This is a genomic window from Mesorhizobium sp. M1D.F.Ca.ET.043.01.1.1 (assembly GCF_003952385.1).
Lineage (GTDB): Bacteria > Pseudomonadota > Alphaproteobacteria > Rhizobiales > Rhizobiaceae > Mesorhizobium.
This window is the reverse complement of record NZ_CP034444.1, coordinates 3,945,744-3,967,277: the sequence shown is the minus strand read 5'-3', so window position 1 is coordinate 3,967,277 and position 21,534 is coordinate 3,945,744. Positions and strand designations below refer to the sequence as shown.

Here is a 21,534-nt window from a genome sequence, read left to right as displayed (position 1 = left end):
GCGGAGAGACGAGGAACCGATTATTGTTCCTGTTCAGTCGGAAATGGTGTGATCGACCAGTCGATTAGGTCGATGGCTTGCTGGAGTATCGACTTTGTCCGAGAACGGTTGGATGAAACGGCGATAATGTACCCCATGGAGTCTCGGTAATCGCCCTTCCTGATGATCGGCGTCTTGGGCTCAACATAAAATTTGACTTCGGCGACACCCGGTACAGCAGCAGCCTGACTGCCGCCATGGATCCAATCGAGGATGCCATCGCGATCAGGAAACAATGAGCGCCAGGCCGCGATATGTGAATGGCTTTTGCGCAGGTTACATTCGCGACCGATGACAAGCTTGATGTGTTCGGTGACGAGGTCGACTCCGTAAGCCAGATGAACCGGTTGAGGACCACCACCAAGCCGCGGGTTGACTTCAATAACGACTGGACCACGTGTCGTCCATCGGAATTGGATACTGGTTGGCCCCCAGCCAAGGCCGAGAGATCGCAAGCAACTCAGCGAAACATCGGCCATAAGTTTGTACTCGTCATCAATGAGCGGGGCTGGGAAGGTTCCTTCACTACAGACGAAATGCGGCTGGCCGCCATATACAGCAGCCTCTATCCCAACGATTTCATTTCCCATTGCGTAAGCGCCGTAGTCTGGACCATTCGCGTATTCTTCAACAAGTATCCTCGGTGAAGATCGCCAAATATGCTTCCCACCCAATAGGTAGGTGGTATGTTCGGCTAACTCATCGACGGTGCTGCATAATCGCACACCGATGCTGCCGCTGCCTATGACTGGCTTCAGAATCACCGGCAGGCCGATCTCGGCGGCAGAGATTTCAACCTCCGCTGCATTCGCTGCTAAGCGATAAGCAGGTATTGGAATGCCGGCCTCCGCGAGGAGCTGACGTTGAGTAAATTTGTCGCAGCATTGTTCAATCGATGCGGGGTTCGGTCCCGGTAGATCGAAATGCAGGCAGAGCTTGCCAACTGTCGCGTAGATCGACTCGTCGTCGCCCGCAAAGCCAGTAATGCCAGCAATGTCATACGTCGCACGTAGCCGCGAACATTCGTGAATCAGCGCATCGAGATTGTCTGTATCGACACGGATTGTCTCGACACTTTCCGCCGCAAGGTAGTCATACCGAGCAGGATCAGCCGACAGGGTAATTGGATGGTAACCAAGACTCTGGGCCGCTTGGACGTATCGCAGACCAATTCCCCTATGACCTTCAACTAGGATAAGCGCTCTCGTTGCTCTTGGCATCCATTTCTCCATTGCGAGCTGCGGCGGTCCGGGCGTAAACAGGGTATTAGCCTCTTTCAGCGCGCCTGACCTCAGATTTAAGATGAACCTATAACCTTCAGGGACTTGCGCTCGCAAAGATTCTATAAATTTATTTGAAGCATTTGTTGCAACGTGCTGGTAACCGGGAACCACGGTGAACCCGCGAAGACAAGCACGGAGTCGGCAGGAACTTGGATAAGGCCAAAAAAAGGAACTTGCAGGTAGCTCAGCGACAAGTGAATCCCATGTGACACGGCGTTCGGCAGCACCTCAGATCGACGGATCGGCTCGACCAACCTCTTCTCCGCGGAAGGCGAGTATCGTCTCTAAAGACGATCGAACTCCGCCACCGCAAACCAAGCATCGCCTTGCGCAGGATCTCATTGGCCTGGCGCAGCTCCCGCTTCCAAGAGCCTTCAGCTTTCTCGGTAGCCTCGGTGGGGACACCTCCCAGCATACCGCTATCCTCTGGCCGGCCCATCCGCTGTGCGCTGCGTTGTGCAGCCGATCTTGGCGCGATCGAGGAGCGCGATCGAGGAGACGGCGGCCGTTTGCAGCGGATATTCCCCTCGTGAGCTTTTGACTAGCCACACGGTTCTTCGTGGTCAATATTGGTTCGCCGCATGATGGGACTTTACGGGACGAGCGTTCAATGGGAACGACGCACCTTGCTAAGCCAGCGGTGCAACCCCGATCAGCGGAATAGCTAGGCTCTCGTCCCCGCAGGGACGCCTCAGGCGATCGTGCATCGCATTTAAGAGCTCGCCGGTTTCAAGCGTCGTATGTATATCACCGCGTTCGCGCGCCACACCAACGGCAGCTCTTTTCAAGCCGATCCTCTCCCGGAGCTGTAGACCCGTGCCCTAACCGACGCCTCTTCGTAAACAAGCTCACGCAAATGGCGGTCGCCGCGTCGGGATATGTGGCCGCCGAAATCGACTTCACCGGATTAGGCGGTGTGGACGAATTACTCAGGTATCTAGACGCTCCGCGAATACATGCAACAAATGCTTCAAATAAATTTATAGAATCTTTGCGAGCGCAAGTCCCTGAAGGTTATAGGTTCATCTTAAATCTGAGGTCAGGCGCGCTGAAAGAGGCTAATACCCTGTTTACGCCCGGACCGCCGCAGCTCGCAATGGAGAAATGGATGCCAAGAGCAACGAGAGCGCTTATCCTAGTTGAAGGTCATAGGGTAATTGGTCTGCGATACGTCCAAGCGGCCCAGAGTCTTGGTTTCCATCCAATTACCCTGTCGGCTGATCCTGCTCGGTATGACTACCTTGCGGCGGAAAGTGTCGAGACAATCCGTGTCGATACAGACAATCTCGATGCGCTGACACGAATCCAGCATCCAGCTCCTCGCGGAGGCCGCTCATATGCTTCCCCCACACAATCAGCGTAACCTGCGCCGGATCCGCCTGCCGCGTGATTCTGGCCAGCATACCGCGCACGGTGCGTACAGACCGCCTGACTGCGAAATCTGCCCACGGCCCCCACACGGCACTTCCCGAATACTTGTTGAATACTGCGAAAGGTCCGCTTAATTCGTCGATAAGGGAAATGACGCCGCGTGCGGAGTATGCCTGGGCCGGACTCGAGGACCTCGACTTCACCTGGATTGCGATACAGACAATCGATGGCTGATTCACGAATGTTCGCGGCTACGTGCGACGTATGACATTGCTGGCATTACTGGCTTTGCGGGCGACGACGAGTCGATCTACGCGACAGTTGGCAAGCTCTGCCTGCATTTCGATCTACCGGGACCGAACCCCGCATCGATTGAACAATGCTGCGACAAATTTACTCAACGTCAGCTCCTCGCGGAGGCCGGCATTCCAATACCTGCTTATCGCTTAGCAGCGAATGCAGCGGAGGTTGAAATCTCTGCCGCCGAGATCGGCCTGCCGGTGATTCTGAAGCCAGCCATAGGCAGCGGCAGCATCGGTGTGCGATTATGCAGCACCGTCGATGAGTTAGCCGAACATACCACCTACCTATTGGGTGGGAAGCACATTTGGCGATCTTCGCCGAGGATACTTGTTGAAGAATACGCGAATGGTCCGCATTATATCGCTCAGATAATGGGAAATGAGGTCGTTGCGATTGCCGCCGCTGACTACGGCCCCCCACCGCATTTCGTCTTTCATAGCGGCACCCAGCCAGCCTCGCTGACAGATGACGAGCACGAGCGAATCGCCGACGTTTCGCTGAGCTGCTTGCGAATTCTCGGCCTTGGCTGGGGTCCCACGAATGTTGAACTCCGGTGGACGAAGCTTGGCCCTGTCGTCATTGAAGTGAATCCGCGACTTTTGGGCGGGACGGGTTCTCAATTGGTTCGGCTGGCTTATGGAGTCGATCTTATCACCGAACACATCAAGCTTGCCGTCGGCCACGAATGGGATTTGCGCAGAAGGCATTCACACATTGTGGCCGTCCGGGTCCTAATTCCTGACCGTGATGGCATCGTCGATTGGATCCATGGCGGCAGTCAGGCTGCTGCTGTACCGGGTGTCGCAGAGGTGCAATTTTGTGTCGAGCCCAATACCCCTATCGTGAGGAAAGGCGACTATCGAGATCGCATGGGACATGTCATAGCCGCTTCACCCGACCGTGTCCGGACCGAGGCGATAATTCAGCGTGCGGTGAACTTAATCAGTTGGTCGATCTCTCCATTTCCGTGAACAAAGACAATCATCAGCCCCTCAAGTCGCCGCACCAGGGGAAGCTATTGAAGAGGAAACTTGTAGTGCAAAATCAAGTGCGGTCGTCGCAAAGTGAATGATACCTAATTTTGTTTCTGGGAACCTCTAGGCAATTGAACTTATCTGCGGTGGACAATTGTCTTCTGATTTTTTGCGGCGGCTATGTCGCGCGAGTAATTCCCAGGCCACAGCAAGAGGATAGCCGCGGTGTTAGAGCAACCAGCCCTGCCCCCCCCTCCGCTCGTCGGACCCCGTTCTGCCGAGACTTTCGGCCGGGCGCGCAGGGTTTTCCCGGACGGCACCACGCGGATCACTATCGAGCGCGATCCCATTCCCCGCTACATGCATCACGGAGAGAGTGCGTTTCTTGTCGACGTTGATGGCCGTCGTCTCCTAGACCTCAACGGCAACTTCACGACCCTCATCCATGGCCACGCCTTCCCGCCCGTGATCGAGGCCGTGACGCAGCAGCTCAGAAGCGGATGCTGCTTCGCCAACCCGACCGAGATTGAAATCGATCTTGCTGAGCTTCTCTGCGCCCGAATTCCGCATCTTGACCGCATCCGCTTCGTCAATACCGGTACCGAGGCGGTCATGTTTGCGATTAAGGCGGCGCGGGCGTTCACGGGACGTCCCGCCATTGCCAAGATCGAGGGAGCCTATCACGGCGCCTACGACTGGGTCGAGGTCAGCCAGGCTGCAACGCCTCAAACGTGGGGCGATCCCGAACATCCCGCGCCCACTCTTTCTTATCGCGGCATGCCGCCAGCTGTGCTCGATGACGTTGTGATTTTGCGCTTCAACAACGCCGAGGGCGCGCGCCGGCTGATCACGGAACATGCAGGGCGTCTCGCAGCCGTCCTCGTTGATCCCATGCCGAGCCGCAGTGGGCTCATTTCGCCCACGCCGGATTTCGTATCCGCCATCCAAGAGACGGCCCGTCGTCACGGTATCCTTGTTATCAGCGACGAGGTTCTCAACCTCCGACAGGGTTACGAAGGCGCCTCTGCGCTCTATGGGCTCGCCCCCGATCTCTTCGCGCTCGGCAAGATCATTGGCGGCGGGCTCCCCATCGGCGCGATCGGAGGCCGCAGCGAGGTGATGGCAGTCTTCGAGGCCGCATCAGGCGGTCCTGCTCTGCCGCAGGGCGGCACCTTTTCAGCCAATCCGCTCTCGATGGCAGCAGGACTCGCCGCGATGGAAGCCCTCGACCGCGCTGCCTTCGATTACCTCGAGCGGCTGGGGGACAAACTGCGAAACGGGCTCGAACGCATCATCGCGCGGCACGGCGCCCCTTTCAGCGTCACTGGAGCCACTTCCCTCTTTCGCCTTCACCCGCGGCGCAAGCCGCCGCGAGAGTTCCGAGAAAGTTTCCTTACCCTACAGGAGGTGGCCGTGATGACGGAATTAACTCGCTTCTTCGCCACGGAAGGCATCATTCTGCCCAAAGCGGCCGCCGCTTGCCTCTCAACACCGATGGGGGAGGATGAGATCGCCTTCGTCGCAAATGCTTTCGACCGCTTCCTAATTCAGCGCGCGGCGCTCCTCGACACTATCACGGGTTAGATCATGGAAGAAACCGTCGCACAGGCGATCGCGCGTGCGTTGAAGCCCTTGTTTGGCCAGAGCCTGCCGTCTGCCGTCCTCCTCGCCTGCGGTACGATTGGCATCCCGCCAGCTCGCCTACCGGCAGGAGAAGATGGGGGGCGCCATGGCAGACGACTTTGAACGCGTCTTAAGCAGGATTGCAGTGGTTACCACCCAAAACGGGCCGCCCGCGGCCATCCTCGTGCCATCACTTCCGGAGGCTTTCAAGGCGAGCCTGTCGGAACGCGCACCAACCAGAATGGAACAGACAGTTGGCGCCAGATCACGCCTGGCGCGTGCAACATCCATATCGGCGTCGATCCAACCGAGGTCGGTTGCACCTACGAGGCGCTGTGCCTCGTGGTCCATGCTGCGGTCACGATCAACGCTCTTTGTCAAATCCTCCAACACATCGACCTGTGGCGCCGCCGCGCCGATGGTACGCAACTGCGTGTCCGTCGTCGTAATCGTGCTAAAGAATGGCGTGCTCGGCTTCCAAAGGCATGCCGAAGCAATGCCGTTAGGACCCTGTACGAGCGCCTGCCATTTCGCTCCAGTCGACCACGCAGCAATCGCCCGGGCGTGCGGTTGCGGCGCGACCGTCGTCAGGGTACCGGACGACATAGGGCCTGCTCTCGAGGCGCTCGCCTCTGAAAGGCCGTGGCTAGTCAAGGTCGTCGCCGCCCCCAACGCCCATCCTGCTCTTTCCCTTTTCGGCGGCGCGGTTGACCAGAACGTCGTGCGCGACGTGGGTTCCGTTTGATGACGACAGAAAACACCAAATCAATGGGCGTTGCGGTCGTCACCGGCGGGGCAACCGGGATCGGGTTTGCGACCGTCGCGCATCTAATCGACGCTGGCTGGCGCGTCGCTTTCTTCAGCCAGACGAGAGAGCGGGTGGAGGCTGCCGCTGTCGATCTACGCGCCCGTTTTCCAGCTTGGAATATCCACGCCGACACGGTCGACCTCCGTGACGAACGCGGCGTCTGCCGGTTCTTCGCCAATGTCCGCGAGCGGTGGGGAACGGTATCCGCGCTTGTCTGCAATGCTGGCTACTCGCCGAAAGGTCCAAACGATCAGCGTGTCGCTCTCGGCCATATGCCGCTTGCCAAATGGGATGATGTTATCCGGGTGAACCTCACGGGCGCCTTCCTCTGTTGCCGCGAGGTGTTGCCCGGTATGGCGGAAGCCCGGCAAGGCCGTATCGTCCTGATCAGTTCACTCGCGGCGCGTACGCAGCCGAAGATCGCCGGAGCGAGCTACGTTGCCTCGAAGAGCGCGCTTGCAGGGCTCGCCCGGTCGATCATGAGCGAATACGCCGGGCTTGGTATCACGGTGAACACGATCTGCCCTGGCCGTGTCTTAAGCAATATGACGGGACCGCCCGAGAGGCCCGGAAACCGCGCTGCACTCGCGCGGATCCCGATCGGCCGGCTCGGCAGGCCCGAAGACATCAGCCGCGTCATTAAGTTTCTTGTTCGCTCGGATTCCGACTTCATTAACGGCGCCATCATCGATGTCAACGGCGGTGAGTTCGCCCCCTCTTAATCTGTCGGCCGGCGGCACAAACCATTCAGTGACGAAGGACGCGGCGCCGGCCACTCCCGCACATTCTGCGCATGCGCGAACTTACGGACCTGCTGCACTAGGGGCCATGGCGAACGCCTGGAACAGGCTGCCTTCGGACAGGGCCGTGGTCAAGCCAAGCGAGCCCTGGCATCACGCGCACGGCGGCGACTTCTCACATCCGAAGGCCACCATGACAGGATCTCGGCCGCGTCGTTCCAAGGACGCCTCATTGGCGGGAGGTGGTGGCCGATAGCGACAGCGGATGCTCGACAGCAGCGAGGACGTGCTCAGCCGTCAACGCCTCGAGGTTTTGGCTTCAGGCGATGCTTCTGGCCGCGCGTGCGGAGAATGAGAGGCTCCGCCAAATCATCAAGGAGTTGCAGCGCTATCGCTTCGGGCCAAGGGCGGAGGGCCTGCCCGAGGACCAGTTGCTTCTGGGCCTGGATGGCCAGCAGGTAGAGGCGGAGGGCTTCGCCGGCACCGAAGCCGCGGACCCATCAAAGCGGTTTGGCGCATTTGCCGCCGCGTCTTCATGGGATGACCTTCGGCGACAATCGATGCGATCGGCGCAACGACGCCCGTCGACATCCGCGATCGAGCCCTGCTGCTACTCGCCACGACGGGCATTCGCAACGGTGAGCTACGCGCCATTCAGCTGCAGGATATCGACTGGCGTGCTGGCGAGGTATCGGTCCGGCGCACCAAGGGCAAGCGGGATCGGGTGGCGCCGCCGCTCGAGGAGACCGGCGCCGCGCTCGCCGACTACGTCCTGCGCGCTCGACCGAAGGTGGATAGTCCGTATCTGTTCCTGTCCTTCACGCCGCCCGTGGCAGCATTCAAATGCGCGTTTGCGACATGGCGGGGTTGAACTCGGGCGAGTCGCAGGTGCGCATCTCCTGCGCCACAGTCTTGCTACCCAGCTCGTCAAGCAGTGAAGGCCGGTCAACGAGGTCGTCGATCTTCTAGGGCACCGAAGCATCAACACAACGCCATTGTACGTAAAGGTCGCCACCTCGCAGCTTGCCGAGGTCGCACTTGCGAACATTCGACCTGTCATGGCAGCTTACGATGGTGAGTGTGCCCGATCCGATACACGTTTTCCGTGCTCTTTGATTCGCCGAGAGCGATGCGGTCGTGAGCGGCAGCTCTTTTTGCGACAAGATGATCAAAGGCATGACGGCTCCGCAAGCAGCCCAGTCTCACGCCGGGCTTTGCGAAGTCGCAGCCTTCCTTTTTCAGCTCATGTTGACCAGTCCCGAGAGCGGGAAGTGTCGCATCCTTCGCATACTAAATGGTTTGCTACATATGGAGTGGCATGACGATTGTTCTAGAATTCAAATTGAATCGGCCCTTTGTACATAGTCTGCCTTCCTAGAATCAGACAAGTGGGCGGGGCGCTTCATAGACGCTGTAACCGAAACGTGATTCGCTCGGCCGGCGGCGGGCGAATCGAGGGACGGCGAATGTCGGGGCCACGCGAGAAGCGCGAGACGGGAGAGCAGGACCTGTTCCGCTCCAGGCTCGACCAGATCATCAGCATGAAGCACGAGCTGGTGCGGCTGGCGGATGCGATCGACTGCCCGATGCTGGAGGAGCGTTTTGGCGCGGTCTATTCGGACGGCCCCCGCATGCCGCCGCTGCCGACCCGGCTGATGGCGGGGCTGGCGATCCTCAAGCACACCTTCAACCTGTCCGACGAGGTGCTGTGCGAGCGCTGGGTGGAGAACCCCTATTTCCAGTATCTCACCGGGAGACGTTCTTTTGCCATACGCTGCCGTTCGACCGCTCGTTGATGACGCGTTGGCGCAGCCGCATGGGCGAGGAGCGGATCGTGGCGCTGTTGCAGGCGAGACTCAGCCTTGCGGTCAAGACCGGGGCGATGAAGCCGGCCGACACGCGCCAGGTGATCCCCGGATCAGTCCGAGGACCGACACCACCGTGCAGCCGAAGAACGTCATGTTCCCGACCGACGCCAAGCTCATCCACCGGGCGCGCGAGCGGCTGGTGCGGCTGGCCAAGAGGACGGGCCTCCATTTGCGCCAGAGCTATGTGCGGGTCGGCAAGCTGGCGCTGATCAGCCACCAGCGCTATGCCCACGCCAAGCAGTTCAAGCGGGCCAACAAGGCGCTGCGCAGGCTCAAGACTATGTCGGCCGGACCATTCGCGACATTGGTCGCCAGATCGCCGGCAATGCGGGGCTGGACGCGCTCTTCAAATGGCCGCTCTACCAGGCCGCCACCGTTCTCCAGCAACGTCAGCGCCAGCGCGTCCGCAAGATCTACTGCCTGCACGCGCACGAGGTGGAATGCATTGGCAAGGGAAGGCGCATATGCCCTACGAGTTCGGGGGGAAGGTGTCGGTGGCCACCACGCTGAAGCGTCCGGGCGGCCAGTTCGCCCTGCATGCAAAAAGCGCTGCCCGGCAATCCCTATGGCGGCCACACGCTCGCAAGCCCATAGAGCATCGGCCACATCAAGGCTGAGCACCGGATGAGCCGCAACTCCTCGCCGGCCAGCAGGGCGACGCCCTCAACGCCGCCGCCGGCTACAACTTCTCCCTCCTGCTCAACTGGTTCACAGGTTTTGTGGCTTCTCATCGCAGCCCAGTCAGCCGAGAGGACTCGAAGCCTGACTAATCTCGTTGTTCACGGACGACTGACAATTCTTGGTGTTCAGTGAGGCTCCTCTGTTGCGGTAAACACGGATTGTCCGTGGATCTGAATCTTATTACAGAGCCGCGCCAAGTCTGACAGATCGTGACTCGCTGTAAGACAGATGCGTATGCCCGCATGGCCCCGAGCGACCGTCGGAAAGAACGTGACGGAAGTGTAAAAGCCATCATCGAATAGGCGTGCTGCGAAATCAATAGCCGCAAATTCATCGCCCACATTAATCATGCGAATTGGCAGAGGAGCGCCTCGCTGATCTGTGTTGATGAGATCGTCGAACAGGGCGATGCGGTCGATCAATTGATCTCGGCGAACCCTGAGCTCGCTCGTGCGGTGGATTTTCGCCGAGGCCATAGCGGCACCGACAGCTGCAACGTTGGGCGAAGCCGAGAAGGCATGCGGAATGGAGTAGCAACGAAATAGCTCTTCTTGATATGCCGTTCCCAGCATGAGCATGCCGCCCGACGCGCCGAAGCCCTTGGCGAGGGACGCCGCGACGATCGTGCGCTCACCTAGCTCGTTGGGTAATTGCGAGCGCGCAAAACCTTCGCCACTTTCGCCAAATAGTGAAATTCCGTGTGCGTCGTCGATGTAAAGAAAAAGGCCATACTTTTCCTGCAACTCAAGAAGCCCTTCGATCGGCGCGAAGCCGCCCATCGAATAGACGCCATCGCAGACGTAAGCGACGATTGGATGCTTGCGGCAAAGCTGCTCCAAAGCATCGAGGTCATTGTGAGGAATTGTCTCGACTTGGGTCTCCTCGGCCACAACTGGCTTATGAAAGGCAAGCGAGGCATGTGCCAGACGGTCGAACACCATGACAGGTCTTTGACCTCCCGTTAAATGTCCGGAGGCGATGATTGGCAGTGCGCCCATGTTGGCAATCATAACCGTCGAGTAAGTAATAATCCGCGCCCCAAAGAGTTGGGAAAGCAATCCCTCAAGTTCACCAACGAGTCCGAAATTCAGGCGCGTGCGTGCACAAGACCAGTGGAGTGATCCGTATTCCTTTATCGCGGCAACCGCGCCTGCAACGATAGCTGGATGATTGTCCAAGCCGAGGTAGCAACAACGTACGTAGTCGGCCATGGTATCGCCTCGACGCTCGCCCTCCGTGATCATGACCGCCCTCCCCTCTAAAGACCGCCCGTAAACACCCATGAGACCACGTTGGTGAGCCCGTTCGAAATGCATTCGCGTCCGATCAATGACCGAAGCGGTGTTGCGGAAATGACTGGCGTTTGCAGCGCCCGCTGTGAATTCCACCGGAGACATTTGGACGTCCTTTCAAAAGTGCATATTTGCGGTAAATTGGCTCCCCAGTCTCACGTGATCCAAATTGCGAACCGCCGAATTCCGATGCGGCTGATGGCCGTCTGATATGATCCCGAAGACACCTTCAGTCTGTCGGATGAGGAGCTGGCGCGCCCTGGGTGGAGAGACCCGAATACCCAGTTCTGGGGTGAAGAGTTCTTCTGCCCTGAGTAGCCGGCGCATCCTGGCACAACGTGCCGCAAAGCCCAGGTTGGAGTTTTCAGCACTAGGTGGAACATGACACCGGAAATGAATCGCGAGACAAGGGAACCGCCACGCGGTCGAGCCCGTCATCGGCACAATCAAAGCTGAACACCGGAGGGGCGGCACCTGTATCGCCCACAATCAGGACGACGTCGGCGGCGCCTCCCTGGCCACCGCCGACTACTTCCCGCTCCTGCTAGACGGTTCAGGAGCTTTTGTGGCTTCTGTTCGCCGCGGCGCTCCCACTCAGGCCGATATGACCCGCGGTCGGGGACATCCACTCAGGTCCACCAGAGAACAAGATCTGGCCGCGCAAATCCGAAAAAGCAATTCAGCAGCACGCGACGCTTTCCGTTGCCTGATTGACCGGTAACCCCGTGAACGAAGCCGCCATCGATTAGGGCGATATCCCCAGTTTTGAGCTCGAACTCGCGGCAAGGGACGGCCTCCAGATAGGCTGCCGAATAGGGGTATCCAGTGGTCTCCACACCTTGCGATATCCGGTCCGCAACCGTCGGCTTGTGGCTCCAGAGCTTCAGATTGCCGCCTTCCTCAGGCATGCTGGGATAGAGGTTGAGCGCTGCGACCGTATTGTGCGCCACCGCAGAAAGCTCGTAATCATCGCCAGCACGTAAGACTTGAGCGACGTCGTCGTGGGGATCCAAGGAAAACGTGCCTGTGCCCGACCAACTGAGGCCGCGACAAACATTGGCCTGGCCGTGTTCGGAACGCGCTAGCCGCAATTCGATTCCCTGGTTGTGAAGCTCTCGCTTCAACGCCCCGAATACTGCTCGAACCGGGTCAACCAAATTCTTAAAAAGGGCATCGACGTACGGCCGCGCGTTTTCGGCGTCTGCGAAATAGGTGGCTGCATCCTTTCTGTAGTGAGATGCACCGACATATTGTCCGGGCACACCATCTTTACGCTCTCTGAGACCGGAGCTTCCAATAAAGTTCGTAGTGATCTCCTCTGCTACTTCGGTGCTGAAAGCTTGCTTGATGTGCAGAGCGGTGAGCTCACCTTTCAGGACCGAGATGATCTCCGCCGTGTTGATCGACCCGGTCCGTTCTTTGATCGAAACCGGCGAGATGGCTGGCACTTGAGATATCTGACTAGGCATTGTCTTGCTCCTGTAGTGCGTGTTCAAGGATGGTGATGCCACGATCGAGTTCGGCATCGGTGATGGTTATCGGCGGGAGGACTTTGATAACGTCGCGATTTGGCCCCGAGGATTCGATAAGAAGGCCATTTTCGAATGCGACATCGTGCACGCGGCCGACAACTGCCGGTGAACGGCATTTCAGGCCGGCCATCAGACCGCGGCCGCGCTTCTGTTCGATGTATCTTGGAAATTTCGCAACCAGGCGATCGAGGTGCGTTTGCAGCCTGACGGCTGTCCGCTCGACACCTGCAGTAAATTTCCTATCCGACCACATCTTGCACATGGCTCCTGCCGTCACGAAGGCGAAATTGTTTCCTCTGAAGGTCCCGCTATGTTCTCCGGGCTTCCATATATCCAAGTCGGGTCGAATCAGAACGATGGACAACGGACTACCTGAACCGCTAAGGGACTTAGAAAGACAAACAATATCCGGTTCGATTTTTGCAGACTCGAATGAGAAGAAGTCGCCAGTTCGGCCCGCACCTGCCTGGATGTCGTCGACGATAAAAACAATGCCATGCGTGCGGCAAATGCGCTGAATTTCCGTGAGCCACGCTGCGGATGCGGCGTTCATGCCGCCCTCTGCCTGGATGGTCTCCAGAATGATTGCGGCAGGCTTTTCTATGCCGCTCCCCGGGTCGCTCAAAACGCTGTCGATGTAACTGGCGGAATCGAAAGCTTGGCTCGGATAGCCGTCATAGGGAACACGGATCACATCGTGGCGAGCGACGCCTCCCAGTTCCCTGGTTGAGGCCGAGCCCGACACCGCTAGAGAGCCGAGCGACATGCCGTGGAACGCATTCGTAAAGGCCATGACGCTCGAGCGGCCGGTGTATTTTCGCGCCAGCGCCAGAGCCGCTTCGTTGGCGTTCGTGCCGGTCGGCCCAGGAAACTGAATCTTGTATGAAAGGCCTCTGGGTTTCAGGATCCAATCGACGAACCCTTCAATGAAGTCACGCTTTGCCGCCGTATGCATATCAAGCGACAGAAGAATGTTCTCACCGACGAGATATTCAATCGCCGGCGCCATAATATCCGGATTGTTGTGCCCGTAGTTGAGTGCGCCGGAACCCACCAGGAAATCGATAAAGGGCTTACCCGTCTCGTCCCAGATCGTCGCCCCAAGGGCCTTCGTAAAGACGGTGGGGAACGCCCGGCAATAACGACGAACGCTAGATTCATGAGCCGTGAAAGCGTCGGTGTCCATATTAAGTCCTCTGCACATAGTCGTCAAAGAAGAGAGCTGTTTAATGGCTAGTGGTTTGCGGCATATGTTCGTCGTTTAACATTGAAGCAGAATGCCGGAGGCAGCTTTGTTTGGTCTGGGTTTGGTCTGGTGGTGCCGGGATCCTCATTGAATATTGTTGGTTGCGTTGCCCTCCATTCGGATGTCTTCGGGGAATGTGCTGCAACAAGATGGCTTCTAAACCTTCCGCGAAAGCACCGATACTATGGCATCAGGTAGTTGACGTACCCACCCATCGCTGCCCATAGCGCCTCCGCACAAATGAATGGGTCCAAGGAGATCAGCAGGGTCGCGTCGCCAGAGGTTGTGTCGCTCGGCGGTAGCGAAGCCGCTCGCGAGCGCGCTCCTCGATGGCGCCGTAGCGAGCGAGCGGCTTCGCGGCGGTCATCAATATTCGCCGTTCAACCTCGGGCTGCGGACACCAACCTGATTCAAGAAACTATTTGATGACCGATGACACAGCGAAAGCCACGCTCTCTTTGAGAAGAATGCGGATTCCGATCTCTTGCGCGATAACTGGCCCGAGCCGCCGGATCAAAAGGGCGGGGCCGCCGTGGACCCCCTTGACGGAAAGCCCGTTCGTAGGCCAGGCGGAAGCAACCGGGAGACGCGCTGGCGAAGGGCCGCATCGGTTTCGAGAGCGTCAACTACCGCGACGGCAACCATCCCCGGCCGCAGCTGGGGCTGCTGCCTTCAGGCGAGTCGAACAGGAGATCGTCTGGGAGGCTGAAGGCGTTGACGAGGTGGGCCGTGAGTAAGTAATCAAGCGCTGATCGGGATCGACGAACGCTGTTTCCGTCCGACCGAGGTTGACCTGTGATCGGCGTTACCTCAAGGCAGGCAGGCCGACAAGCTCGGTTGGAAGCCGAAGACCCCTTTCGATGTGGTCGAGGCCCACTGCCGCGCCTCACGCGAAAACACGATGGCGTCGCGAGCAGGTGCATTTGTCGTGGGGCCATCCGCATTGCCAGGCACGCCCTCTCGGCCGGCATCCGCCCAGGTCCGGTCGTTTGGATCGGCGAATTCACACATTCTGCAAAGCAGAAAACCATCCGCTCCATTCATGCGGTCGACGATTTCGCGAAAAACTGGCTTTTCAAACAGATCGGAGTAACCCTCATATAGAAGGTTGCCCAATACGTGACTCCGTTCAAAATCCATGGAGCACAGGGTGACGTCGCCGTTTGGAAGAAGAACATTCCGATACTGTCGTTCGTCCACGCAGGTTAGGGCTCCGAGCACTGGCTGACGTGGTGCAACGATCTTAGGGTCGACGCTTCCACCCCTACTGCTCACCGGCCGCGCTTTTATCAGTGCTTCGGTAGGAATAATGTCGGCTATATCTGGGTGGGGCTCGCCCAAGGCCACGAATCGGATCAAGGGGATGTCCGCGTCGACGAGTTGACGAACCAGATCGCGATACTTGTCTCCGACCAGGCGGCTGTTCATGTAGGTGCCGTCATCGAAAACATGGACCACGAATACGCCCAAGCGCAAGGCTTGCAATCGCTGCAGGTCCTGCCCGTTCATTCCCACCAGCGTCGTAAAAATCCTGATGCCATGGCCTTTGGCGAAGGCGTGCTCCACCATTTCGGTGCAGTCCGGATTGAGCCAAGGTTCGGAGTATCCCGCAAAACCAATGTCGACGGAAGTCGGTACGCGGGCCAGACACCGCTTGAAATCTTCAAGACCCAGATGACTCGCATGAGACACTTTTCTTTGCCGGACCGCGAACTTGTCCTGGGGACAATATGAACATCCTACGACACATCCCGTGGTCGTCGTTATCTCCAAAACCCTGCCGGCTGTGTTTGCTGAGCGAAGTTCCGGTAAAATCACTGGTGATTACTCCCATCTACCTCCTGCGAAGCGCCACGATAGTGTACGTGTGCCTTTGGCTTTCTGACACCGCCTGTTGATCCACCGCGGCAACGCGGCCATCTACCCTTTTTCGCAGCCTAAGCCGACCGGTTCGCCGATTTGCCGGGCCGACTCTTCACAAACTTCCAGCGCGTCGGACCAGAGACAGCATTGCAATTTTCGAGGCATCACTCGCTCCGGAGATGTAGCCTCAATCGTCGATCGCTGGCCCGTCGCCGAGATGCGCGCGCAGCACCCTCGAACCCGCCGGAGAGAAGCTTTCTGGATGAGGTCGATCATCCCTTACGTCGAGCGAGTTCCGTGTTCTCATGCGGCTTAACCCTCACACTATATTGCCGCACCTCGACCAGCAAAGGCCGTGCCAGTGCCCTTGGCGCGCAGTTACTGCGTGATAGGCTTCGAAAAGCCCGACAGGCCCAAGACGCTCCGCTGTTTTGAACCCGACATGTTTTCTGACGGCTGTCAGATTTTGGACACACATCACTCATGCGTCAGTCGCTTAAGACAGAATGGCGTGCTGAGTTCTGCAAATTCGCTGAGAGCGGGCGGTCATGACAGGGTGGTGCTCAACGTCACCGATTCCCTGGAAGGAACGCCGCCATGATCAAGACGGAAAGTAAGACCGCCAGCGCTGCCGTCAAAGACATTCTGCTTTGAAACCCGGATAGATCGAACGAGGTGGGTGATGCAGGAGGTGCTCGAGGCCGAGATGGACGAGGCGCTGGGGCTTCGAAGAGCGAGCGCACGCCGGAGCTCTCGGCTATCACGCGCGCTACTACGGGCGGAGAACTAGCTGCGCACCTACGGCGGTTCGATAATCCCAAGTTTCAAAGCTTTTACAACAGCTACCGTTCTGCTGGTCGCATCCAACTTCCGCATTACATTTTTTAAATGGAAATCTATCGTATTTCGTGATCTGCCTAAAATAGTTCCTATTTCCCATGACGATTTTCCTTTCGACACCCAATCAATGCAATGTATTTCTCTCGGAGACAGGTTATGTACTCGTTCCGACGCAGTCGTAGTGTCGAACTTCGTAACCATCCGATGAAACCGCAGCGCGGCCATTTGCAGGTAGGTGATCGTTCTATTCTGCAATTCGCAGTCCGAGGATTGAGCAAAACTCACAAACCTAAAGCTGTCACCAGGGCCATGTAATGGGACGGTAACGCCTGACCTCAAGCCGAATGTTGCTGCTTCGTCCAAGACGCGGCGTCCATCTTCAGTTATGCTTTCATCGGTATACACCTCGCTCCATCGAAAGGGCCCCGCCTCCTTTCGACCTTTCTTGATGAGTGGGTCTATTTTGGCATAGCCCATTCTCGAGTAGCGCTCCTGCCATTCAGCAGGATAATTCCACATCACCACAGAACCCTCTCGGTTCGGCTTGAAAACCCCCTGTTTTGATGCGAGCGGGCCATAGGCAATCCACGGGCAATCGAACTTCAGCGCAAACGCAGACATCCGTTCGAACAACTGTTCGGATTGAGCGATATCATCAGTCATCTCGAGGAATAGGTCTAACTCCACCTGCGGGAGTTCCATGATGCCTCCTTCATTGCGTTCTCATCGGTGCAAAGTTTGCTCCAGCCCAGCCTCGCAACATCCGAAGTCAACGGGACTCGAGCCGGAGTTCCTTTCGCCACCTGGAGTACCCTCAAGAGTCGTGCCAGCTTGCGAGCGAAGCTTCTTCTTCAGGTCGTCAATCGACTGGGGGAGGTACCCAGGAGGCGAACCGAACAGCACTGTGTCGGGGAGCGCACAATCCGACAGTCGAGCATTCGATTGACGGAATATGGGCAGGAACGTATTCGCGGCGCGCTTTTGAAATCAGCACCTAAGTCCCGGGCCTGAGAAAGCTGCATGGCAACTGTACTTATTTGATCGAGGCAACGTGATGCACTCACTCCGCTTATCGGATGGAGAAAGAACAAGTTCACAATTCAATCGATACGTCGACCTTCTTTTCCAATCTCCCGAGCTGGGCAGCCGTAGCAAAAGTATTCGACTGGATCGCGGCTGACTTTCTCCAGGCTCGGTAACCTGCTGAATTTGTCCTTCGGATGTTCCCGCTCAGTTGGCACGACTTTTGAACATCACCGTCGTGAGGCGGCAGGAGCTGCCCGCCAAAATTGATGCTGTTATGGGGGAGGTCGAAAATTCTAGTTTTGTCTTTTAACGTCTTTGGGACCGAGCGTGTTGATGCGCCCGCTTGGAAACTATGAAACGTTTCCCCGTCCATGGACGCGGCGCCACTGGTCGCCACGTACTCGCCTTCACTGTCCGCCACTGGAGCCGGCAGCCGGTGCGGCTCGCGATCATCACGGCTGCGATGCTTGCCTCCACGCTGGCTGACGTGCTGATGCCGGTCTATTCAGGTCGTCTCATCGATGCTGTTGCAGGCGGCGCTGCTGTGGCAGCACCAGCCTGGCATTCGGCCCTTGCAGCCTTCTCTGTACCGATTGCGCTTGCGCTCGTTGCCATCGCCATGCGCCACATCGCCGTCATTGGCCTGAACGATCTTTTGCTGAAGATGATGTCCGATGTCGCGAACGAAGCGTTCTATCATGTCCAGCGCTTTTCGACAGACTGGCATGCGAACAGCTTCGCCGGCTCGACAGTGCGCAAGATAACGCGCGGCATGTGGGCGCTCGACCCTCTAAACAGCACAATATTGGTCGCGCTGTTCCCGTCCTTTATCATCTTGGTAGGTTCGACGGCGCTGCTCGGCTGGCACTGGCCGGTCATGGGCGTGATCTTTGCTTGCGGCTCTCTGATCTATCTAGCGTTTTCGATTTCGCTGTCGCTCAGCTATGTCGCGCCGGCGGCGAGCCTTGCCAACCAATGGGACACAAAGCTCGGCGGCGCGCTTGCGGACGCGGTCAGTTGCAACGCTGTGGTCAAAGGCTTCGGCGCCGAGGTTCGCGAAGACCAGCGGCTTGAAAATATCATGACCAAATGGCGGCACCGCGCGCGCCGGAGTTGGGTGCGCGGAACGATCGTCGACTCAACCCAAGGCGTCACTTTGGTTGCGCTCAGGGTGGCGGTGGTCGGATATGCCCTGCTTCTGTGGTCGCATGGACAGGCAACGCCGGGCGAGATAGCCTATGTTCTCACGTCCTTCATCGTCCTGAAGGGCTATCTGCGTGATGCCGGCATGCATGTCCGCACCGTGCAACGCTCGGTTAATGATATGGAAGAACTGGTGGCCATCCACAATCAGCAGCTGGATGTTGCGGATCGTCCAGAGGCCAAGCCGATCCGGATCACGACGGGCCGCATCGATTTCGAGAACGTCCACTTCCGTTACGCCAACCATCCCCTGCCGATCTATAGCCAATGTTCGCTGTCGATTGAGGCTGGCGAAAGGGTTGGGTTGGTTGGACCTTCCGGTTCCGGCAAGTCAACATTCGTGAAGCTCATCCAGAGACTCTACGACCTGAGCGGCGGCCGGATCCTGATAGACGGCCAGGACGTCTCCGAGGTGACCCAAGAGTCGCTCCGTTCGCAGATCGCGATCGTGCAGCAGGAGCCTATCCTGTTTCACAGGTCGCTTGCCGAGAACATCGCCTATGGCCGGCCTGGCGCGAGCCAGGCCGAAATCGAGCAAGCGGCACGGCTGGCCAGTGCGCATGACTTCATCGCGCCCCTGCCGAAGGGCTATGGGACATTGGTCGGCGAAAGAGGTTTGAAGCTCTCCGGCGGCGAGCGCCAGCGCGTGGCGATCGCGCGCGCCTTCCTGGCGAACGCGCCGATCCTTATTCTTGACGAGGCCACATCGAGCCTCGATTCGGAATCCGAGGTGCTCATTCAACAAGCGGTGGATCGGTTGATGGTGGGTCGAACCACACTCGTCATCGCACACCGGCTGTCGACGGTCCGCTCGCTCGATCGGCTGCTCGTCTTCGACCGTGGCCGCATCATGGAGGACGGCGATCATGCCGCGCTGATCGATCTCGATGGTGGCATTTACCGCCGCCTCTTCGAACGGCAGGCGTTGGAACTAGCGATGGGCCTGGCCTGAGCGCCAAGTATCAGGATCGAGTGCCCGACCGCGAGAGCGCCCATTCCCGGTACAAAATGTATCGCCGTCTCACGACATCCCAAATCTAGCCCGGTCGACGTATATTGGGAAGCACATGGAGGTGTCCGCTGAAACCGACTCCCATCCAAAAAAACATAAGGTACCGTCCATCATACTCCTGTTTCGCTTGCATTGCGCAGAACTTAAGCTCGTTAATTTTCGCTTAGAAAATTCTAGAACTATACTGCAAGAGATCCTCCGAAATCCTAGACCTCTTTCATACCGGGCACAACGCAAACGTTTCGCTCAGGTTGCAACCTAAGCTGTCAAACACCTTTTAAGAGAGCGGTGTCCAATGAAGTCCGGCTTGGCAAACCTGCGCAGGTTCTACTGTGGCAGACTGAGCTTCGCCATTCGGCCTCCATCGATCGTCCACACCTGACCGGTGATAAACGAGGATTCTGGCGAAGCCAGCCAGACTACGAGGTTCGCGACCTCCTCCGGCTTCCCCGTTCGCCCAATTGGATGGATATTACCGATCTGCTGGCGAAAGCGCTTGGGGTCCGGCATGCTCTCGATGAAATCCAAGTTCAGGTCGGTGTCGATCCAGCCAGGCGCGACAGCGTTGCAGCGCACACCTTCGGCGCCGTGGTCGATCGCAACCGCGCGGGTGAGACCGTGGAGACCAGCCTTGGAGGCGCAATAGGCCGCGTGTTTCGGGTTGGATCCCAGCCCCTCGATCGATCCGACATTCACGATCGCGCCGCCAGTGGACCGCAGGTGAGGCATCGCCGCCTTTATCAGCACGAATGGGGTGGTCAGATTTATGGCGATCGTCCTCTCCCAATCTGCTAGGCTCATATCTTCGACGAGCGCCTCCTGCATGACCCCGGCGTTGTTTACCAGGACATCGAGCCGTCCCGCCCGTTCGACAACCGCTTTGATAGCATGAGCCGCCTTGGTCGGAGCTGTGAAGTCGACCGAAATGGCCTCGAATTCCCGGTCCTCACCACGTTGAGCGGTGAACACGCGAGCGCCCTCGTCCCTTAGACGTCGCGCAGTCGCAAGACCGATGCCGCTACGCCCGCCCGTCACGAGAGCCACCTTACCTGCAAACCTTTTATCCAACTGCCTTTCCACCCTTCACTTCGACGAGCGACATGCATAGGCAGCGGGACATCGCGTGAGGCACGATGGTCTGGGCGATGCCACCGCCTCTGCGATCTGCCGAGCGGACTAGCTTGCCAAGCTCTGCCCCTATCCGCAGGATCGACGGGGAAGCGGTGAAGACGCTTCCCCGGTTCTGCTACCTCAAACCCAGATGCCATCCCGCTGATCGAGACCCGCGGCTTCCTTCCCCCCGCCGAAGTTCCCCCCGACGACTGGCTTCTGCAGCGGCGGAAGCGGAGTATTACATACTCAGGATCCGGCAAGCCGAGCCTTGCTTGTGTCATTCTAATCGTAAGCACCAGCAACTGCCCTGAGAATGCACAAAAGGTTTCGCTAGGGTTAAAACCAGTTTATGCCTCGCGCAGTCGTGCGCAAGCTGTTCGGACCTGCGACATCGCCTTATTTCGGAACCAGCTGGCGGTTTGGTGAGTACCGGCACACGGGCTCCTTGTCCGGGTGCAGCAGAACTCGTAGGCCTCCGTTGCCTTGCGCCAAGCTCCTGGAGTAATGCGGGCATGGCTGTTCTAAAACATCCCAGGACGTACCCCCGGGCCTCGTAGGCGTATGCGCGGTCTGCAATCAGGTCGATCGTTCGACGACCTTCGAACGATCGCAGCCCGTACGTCTCTATTTCGCGATAAGCCTCTGCTTGACAGCGCCTTGGCGGCAACCTCAGCTTTGAACGCGCTCTGTTGGGGTATGAATGCGGCCCACCGAGAG

Annotated in this window: 13 protein-coding genes and 5 pseudogenes; 9 read left to right on the top strand and 9 right to left on the bottom strand. The window is 58.2% G+C overall.

Annotated elements, in window-relative coordinates; translation table 11 throughout:
* Window positions 1-20: 20 nt before the first annotated feature.
* Together EJ067_RS19325 and EJ067_RS35445 are read right to left on the bottom strand one after the other, a co-directional pair.
* Window positions 21-1,259, bottom strand: a complete 1,239-nt coding sequence (locus EJ067_RS19325; protein ID WP_126080650.1) for an acetyl-CoA carboxylase biotin carboxylase subunit family protein — start codon at window positions 1,257-1,259, stop codon at window positions 21-23.
* 692 nt (window positions 1,260-1,951) lie between these two features.
* Window positions 1,952-2,229, bottom strand: a pseudogene (locus EJ067_RS35445) (hypothetical protein); the annotation flags it as partial.
* Window positions 2,230-2,430: 201 nt separating this feature from the next.
* Between EJ067_RS35445 and EJ067_RS35440 the strand changes: the two are divergent.
* From EJ067_RS35440 to EJ067_RS19305, 3 genes and pseudogenes are all read left to right on the top strand, one after another.
* Window positions 2,431-2,619: pseudogene (locus EJ067_RS35440) on the top strand (hypothetical protein); the annotation flags it as partial.
* A 286-nt stretch (window positions 2,620-2,905) separates the two neighbouring features.
* Window positions 2,906-3,967, top strand: a pseudogene (locus tag EJ067_RS19310) (acetyl-CoA carboxylase biotin carboxylase subunit family protein); the annotation flags it as partial.
* A gap of 228 nt (window positions 3,968-4,195) precedes the next feature.
* A complete protein-coding gene (locus EJ067_RS19305; protein WP_245466456.1) occupies window positions 4,196-5,554 on the top strand; it encodes an aspartate aminotransferase family protein in 1,359 nt (452 codons plus the stop codon).
* 117 nt (window positions 5,555-5,671) lie between these two features.
* Here the strand turns inward: EJ067_RS19305 and EJ067_RS35855 are convergent, their stop codons facing one another.
* Window positions 5,672-6,022: a hypothetical protein gene (locus EJ067_RS35855; protein ID WP_348526696.1), complete on the bottom strand. Its 351-nt coding sequence runs from the start codon at window positions 6,020-6,022 to the stop codon at window positions 5,672-5,674.
* On the opposite strand from EJ067_RS35855, the gene EJ067_RS35850 reads away from it, so the two are divergent.
* From EJ067_RS35850 to EJ067_RS19280, 5 genes and pseudogenes are all read left to right on the top strand, one after another.
* Complete coding sequence (locus EJ067_RS35850) at window positions 5,943-6,338, top strand: thiamine pyrophosphate-dependent enzyme (protein ID WP_348627502.1); 396 nt, start codon at window positions 5,943-5,945, stop codon at window positions 6,336-6,338. The genes EJ067_RS35855 and EJ067_RS35850 overlap by 80 nt on opposite strands.
* A complete protein-coding gene (gene fabG / locus EJ067_RS19295) occupies window positions 6,338-7,123 on the top strand; it encodes a 3-oxoacyl-ACP reductase FabG (protein WP_126080649.1) in 786 nt (261 codons plus the stop codon). Before EJ067_RS35850 ends, fabG begins: the two co-directional genes overlap by 1 nt.
* Before the next feature lie 344 nt (window positions 7,124-7,467).
* Window positions 7,468-7,590, top strand: a pseudogene (locus tag EJ067_RS35845) (hypothetical protein); the annotation flags it as partial.
* Window positions 7,591-7,697: 107 nt separating this feature from the next.
* Window positions 7,698-8,012 (top strand): tyrosine-type recombinase/integrase, encoded by a 315-nt coding sequence (locus EJ067_RS35435; protein ID WP_348627501.1) that lies wholly within the window; start codon window positions 7,698-7,700, stop codon window positions 8,010-8,012.
* A 595-nt stretch (window positions 8,013-8,607) separates the two neighbouring features.
* A pseudogene (locus EJ067_RS19280) lies at window positions 8,608-9,779 on the top strand (IS5 family transposase).
* A gap of 36 nt (window positions 9,780-9,815) precedes the next feature.
* On the opposite strand, the gene EJ067_RS19275 reads toward EJ067_RS19280, so the two are convergent.
* The 5 genes from EJ067_RS19275 to EJ067_RS19255 all read right to left on the bottom strand — a co-directional run bounded on the left by EJ067_RS19275 (window position 9,816) and on the right by EJ067_RS19255 (window position 17,165).
* On the bottom strand, window positions 9,816-11,087 hold the full coding sequence (locus tag EJ067_RS19275) for an aminotransferase class I/II-fold pyridoxal phosphate-dependent enzyme (protein WP_126080648.1): 1,272 nt from the start codon (window positions 11,085-11,087) through the stop codon (window positions 9,816-9,818).
* Window positions 11,088-11,611: 524 nt separating this feature from the next.
* Window positions 11,612-12,451 (bottom strand): hypothetical protein, encoded by an 840-nt coding sequence (locus tag EJ067_RS19270; RefSeq protein WP_126080647.1) that lies wholly within the window; start codon window positions 12,449-12,451, stop codon window positions 11,612-11,614.
* Window positions 12,444-13,700, bottom strand: coding sequence for a diaminobutyrate--2-oxoglutarate transaminase (gene ectB, locus EJ067_RS19265; RefSeq protein ID WP_126080646.1), 1,257 nt, complete (start codon window positions 13,698-13,700; stop codon window positions 12,444-12,446). The genes EJ067_RS19270 and ectB overlap by 8 nt, the downstream gene beginning before the upstream one ends.
* A gap of 870 nt (window positions 13,701-14,570) precedes the next feature.
* Complete coding sequence (locus EJ067_RS19260; protein ID WP_245466457.1) at window positions 14,571-15,452, bottom strand: SPASM domain-containing protein; 882 nt, start codon at window positions 15,450-15,452, stop codon at window positions 14,571-14,573.
* Between the two features lie 969 nt (window positions 15,453-16,421).
* Window positions 16,422-17,165, bottom strand: a complete 744-nt coding sequence (locus EJ067_RS19255) for a LuxR family transcriptional regulator (RefSeq protein WP_126080645.1) — start codon at window positions 17,163-17,165, stop codon at window positions 16,422-16,424.
* Window positions 17,166-17,841: 676 nt separating this feature from the next.
* On the opposite strand from EJ067_RS19255, the gene EJ067_RS19250 reads away from it, so the two are divergent.
* Entirely contained in the window at window positions 17,842-19,644 is a 1,803-nt protein-coding gene (locus tag EJ067_RS19250) for an ABC transporter ATP-binding protein (RefSeq protein WP_126080644.1), read from the top strand.
* Between the two features lie 387 nt (window positions 19,645-20,031).
* Here EJ067_RS19250 and EJ067_RS19245 read toward each other — a convergent pair whose 3' ends face one another.
* Window positions 20,032-20,739, bottom strand: a complete 708-nt coding sequence (locus EJ067_RS19245) for an SDR family oxidoreductase (protein ID WP_245468328.1) — start codon at window positions 20,737-20,739, stop codon at window positions 20,032-20,034.
* Window positions 20,740-21,534: the final 795 nt, after the last annotated feature.